At 69.6% G+C, this 3786-nt stretch carries 4 protein-coding genes; 1 reads left to right on the top strand and 3 read right to left on the bottom strand.

Annotated elements, in window-relative coordinates:
• Nucleotides 1-102: 102 nt before the first annotated feature.
• The 3 genes from CLV92_RS20765 to CLV92_RS20755 form a co-directional block, all read right to left on the bottom strand.
• Nucleotides 103-441 carry a hypothetical protein gene (locus CLV92_RS20765; RefSeq protein ID WP_104435985.1) on the bottom strand — a complete coding sequence of 113 codons (339 nt, stop codon included), beginning with the start codon at nucleotides 439-441 and terminating at the stop codon, nucleotides 103-105.
• A 78-nt stretch (nucleotides 442-519) separates the two neighbouring features.
• Nucleotides 520-918 carry a hypothetical protein gene (locus CLV92_RS20760; RefSeq protein ID WP_211291331.1) on the bottom strand — a complete coding sequence of 133 codons (399 nt, stop codon included), beginning with the start codon at nucleotides 916-918 and terminating at the stop codon, nucleotides 520-522.
• A 136-nt stretch (nucleotides 919-1054) separates the two neighbouring features.
• Nucleotides 1055-1543: a hypothetical protein gene (locus CLV92_RS20755; RefSeq protein WP_146099723.1), complete on the bottom strand. Its 489-nt coding sequence runs from the start codon at nucleotides 1541-1543 to the stop codon at nucleotides 1055-1057.
• Between the two features lie 293 nt (nucleotides 1544-1836).
• Between CLV92_RS20755 and CLV92_RS20750 the strand changes: the two genes are divergently transcribed.
• Nucleotides 1837-3186 carry an IS110 family RNA-guided transposase gene (locus tag CLV92_RS20750; RefSeq protein ID WP_158257367.1) on the top strand — a complete coding sequence of 450 codons (1350 nt, stop codon included), beginning with the start codon at nucleotides 1837-1839 and terminating at the stop codon, nucleotides 3184-3186.
• The last annotated feature ends 600 nt before the right edge of the window (nucleotides 3187-3786 follow it).

Below are 3786 nucleotides of genomic sequence, written 5' to 3'. Positions count from 1 at the left end.
GTCGAGGCCGAGCAGGCTCACTACGCTCACCACCAGACCCCGACACCGGTCGGAGCCTCAGAGTAGGAAGTCTCCGGACTCGCCGGGGCGGTTCACGGAGCCTCAGAGTAGGAAGTCTCCGGACTCGCCGGGGCGGTTCACCCCCCACTCGTCGTGGAGGCTGAGGCACCACTCCTCGCCCTTCTCACCGCCCTGCCCGTCGCGACGCTGCCGTGACACCGAGGCCAGCTGCAGCATCTGCTCCATCGGCATGAACCGCTCCTCCGGCGCGAAGTCCTCGGGGGGATCGACGCAGTGCTGCCACTGTCGCGGGCAGGAGGCCAGGACCGTGTCGAAGGGCTCCTGCCCGGCCAGGGCCGCCAGCTTCGTCCACGTCGGCTCCTCATACGGAGGGAACACGGCCCTCACCAGCCCGGCGATGACGTCTCGGAGCTTGCCCACCCATCCACCGTGCCACCCGCCGCCACACTCTCGCTGAGGCACCGCCCAACGCGCCCCACCCGCGGCATGAGCGAGCACTCAACGCGGGTCGTGCGACGGTTGCTCGACTGTCCGGATGGTGACGAGGAAGCTGCCGCCGGTGAGGAAGTCGCCGTGATCGGACGTGAGCACCTCGCCGGTCCACGGGTCTTCCAGGTGGCCGTCATCGGCCGGATCGACGCCACGTAGGGCGTCTCCGCTCGGTACTCGGAGGATCGGCAGGGTGCGCCCTCCCTGATCTACGACGTGAATGTCGATCACCCGCCCCTGGACCCGCTCGATGGGCTGGACGTCAAGCTCGTGATGACTCTCGCCGAGGTGCACCTGCCCGTCCTCATCCATCCAACGGATGCAGCTGAGGTCGACGACCTCGTTGCGCTCGATGGGCGACCCGCAGCAAACGTGCTCCCAGTCACCCACCTCGACCACTACGTCCATGGCAGGACGGTAGAGGTGCCTTGTACTACCTGGCAGCCCTAACGATCATGCACTCTTCGGCATGGCCTGATGCCGCCGACGGCCCCATGATCGCGCCCGCAGCGCGGCATGGTCGGATGTTCAGGCAGGGTGCTGGTCAGGGCGCCGGGCAGGTCTCGGCCCATCCGATGACGCGCTCCAGGCCGTCGTGCTCGGCGTTGTTGAACGTCACCTGCAGGAGCGACTCGCCGCCCTGCGTGCTGACCACGCCGTGCCAGCCGTAGTGGCCACGGCCGAAGAAGCCACCGCCGTCCGCGCCGGGCTGAGTGCCCTCCTGCCACACCCACCGTGGCTCGCGGTCGTCCTCGATGAAGACCCCTCCGCCCTCGGCGAGTGCGTCGATGACGTCCTGCTTCGGTGCCTGCAGCCGGATCCTGGTCTCCAGGTGCCACACCGAGTCCACATCGGTGAAGTGCGAACGGCAGGCGCTCTCCACGACCGCAGTGATGCCGGCGCCGGTGATGGGGTCGAGGAAGTGCGCGCTCAGTTGCTCCTCCGCGTCATCGACCCCGCCGCCACCCCCACAGCCCGCGACGGCGATCACGACCAGCGCCAACGCTGCGGTGCCAGTCCATGTGCGTCGCATACAGTGCTCCTCAGTCTGACTGGGCGGGCCAGCGTTGAGTCTGCCCGTGTCGGGCATGGGTGGGAGCACTTCCTCGAAGTGGAGGGGGCAGCGACCCCACTGCCCCCTGGTCACGCAGCCAGAGGAGCTTCCGGCGGACCACCATGTCCGCGCCCGCAGGGCGGCATAGTGATTCGTTCTGCGCGTCGGATCGGGACGGATCGAGGGGCTGCAGAGCCTGCTGGGGCTGGTCGTGGCGACGTCCTCCTGGTGCGCTACTCGGGCTTGGTGTCCCAGCGCAGAGGAGGACGTCGATGAGCAAGGCTAGTCAGATCTCCCGCGGTGACAAGAGCCGCAACGCGAGGCTGGGGCGGCTGCGGGAGCTGGTCCCGGTGAGCAGTGCGATCGTCGGGATCGACCTGGCGGACGCTAAGCAGATGGTCGTCGTCTGTGACCACGACTCCCGGGTCCTGGCGCGGCGGACCTTCCGGGTCCGGGCCTGGGACCTGGGCGCGGCCCTGGACTGGGCCGCGGAGCGGGCCGCCAAGGCCGGCTTCGCGGGTGTGACGGTGGCGTGTGAGCCGACCGGTCACCGCTGGCGGGTGCTGGGTCAGCTGGCCGCTGAGCGGGGCATGGCCTTCGTCTGCGTGCAGCCGCTCATCTCATCCTGGGCCCGGCGCGGTGAGGACCTGACCAGCGACAAGACCGACGAGAAGGACGCCGTCCTGATCGCACGGCTGACGGCGCAGCTGCGCTGCTATGCCCCCGAGCCCATTGATGAGACATGGGGGCGGTTGCGTCACCTCGGGGTCCGTCGTGAGCGGCTCCTGACGGAGGCGACGGCGCAGGTGCAGCAGATGCGGGACCTGCTGGAGTGCGCCTGGCCGGCGGCGCTGGACACGGCGTCCTACCCGTTCCGGTCCAGGACGTGGGCGGCGACGATGTCGATCATCCTCGAGCGTGATGGCGGGGACTTCGCCCGGACCAGGCGGCTGGGTCTGGAGCGGTTGGAGAACCTGGTCCGCAAGGAGGCGATGTGTTGGGGCGCAGAGAAGCCGACCCTGCGCATCACCCGCAAGCTCTTCGCTGCCCTCGACGACGAGGCAGGGGTCCTGGCGCACCGGAGCGGGGCGCTGGAGCGGGTCGCCTTCGCCCTTCAGGACTGGTTCGAGACCCGCCGCCGGCGCCGGGACACTGAGGCCCGCATGACCAAGGTCATCGAGGAGTTGGGCCTGACGGCATTGGTGACCTCGATGCCGGGGCTGACCGTCATCGGGGCGGCGGCGATCCTGGCCGAGACTGGGGATCTGCGCCGGTTCACCTCCGCCCGGGCGCTGGTCAAGCACGCCGGCCTCGCCCCGCGGGAGAGAAGCTCAGGCGCCTTCACCGGGCGGACGAGGGTGACCGGGCAGGGACGGCCCTCGCTGCGCCTGGCCGCCTGGCGGGCGCTGTGGGGAACGGTGAAGCACAACCCCGTCCACGCAGCCCGCTACCGGCACCTGATCAGCCGGGAGCACAACAAGCTCAAACCCACCCAAGCCCAGGCAGCGGTCGCCGCCGCGCTGCTGCGCCAACTGCACGCCGTCATCACCAGCGGGCGACCCTGGGACGCCGAGGTCGCCGCCCACGGCCTGCGCCGGCGGGCCCTGGAGGCCGCCGCATGAGTCGCTGAGCTTCGCCTGACGTCAGACGCTGACGGTCTGCGTGAGGAAGAAGGTCGGGGCGAGCTCCCTGCGGCATTGAGGCCGAACCTGGACCTCGACGCACATCATGAGCAGCCCCGCCCGTCGCCGTACCAACCCGATCACACGCTGCTGGGACCACCCCCATCACCGCTATGCAGGGACCGACGACGGAGCAGGGCACCGACCACCACCCTTGACGCAGAACGTCTCACGCTGATGTGCGGATGTGCCAGAGGCGAGGGTCTCTACTGTGCTGTCATGGAGCAGCAGCGGTCTCGTGCCTGGCGGGTGGCTGAGCGCCTGCGGCTCGTTGAGGAGCCCGGGCTTCGCCCCGTAGGAAGCCGAGCGTGGTGGCGCCGGTTGGCGCTGGGTGTCGGCGTGGGTGTGGGGACCTTCGTAGTCATCCGCGCCTTCGACCTGTTCGGCTGAGCTCCCACCGCACCCGATCAGCGGCCAGTGCTGAGGCTGTGATCGCGCCCCACTCGCGGCTACTTGTTCACTGGTGGCACGGCAACGGCCCGGCCAGGCTGTGTCGAGGTGCCCGGCGTGACGCTCTCTTTGCGGCTGCCCACCCGCTGG

The organism is Kineococcus xinjiangensis, assembly GCF_002934625.1.
In the GTDB taxonomy this organism is placed as follows: Bacteria; Actinomycetota; Actinomycetes; order Actinomycetales; family Kineococcaceae; genus Kineococcus_A; species Kineococcus_A xinjiangensis.
This window is presented reverse-complemented; position numbering and strand designations above follow the sequence as displayed.

Bases quoted from the DNA above. Each gene is read 5' to 3' on its own strand.
- CLV92_RS20750 (WP_158257367.1), top strand. From the start codon at position 1,837: ATGAGCAAGGCTAGTCAGATCTCCCGCGGTGACAAGAGCCGCAACGCG.
- CLV92_RS20760 (WP_211291331.1), bottom strand. From the start codon at position 918: ATGGACGTAGTGGTCGAGGTGGGTGACTGGGAGCACGTTTGCTGCGGG.
- CLV92_RS20755 (WP_146099723.1), bottom strand. From the start codon at position 1,543: ATGCGACGCACATGGACTGGCACCGCAGCGTTGGCGCTGGTCGTGATC.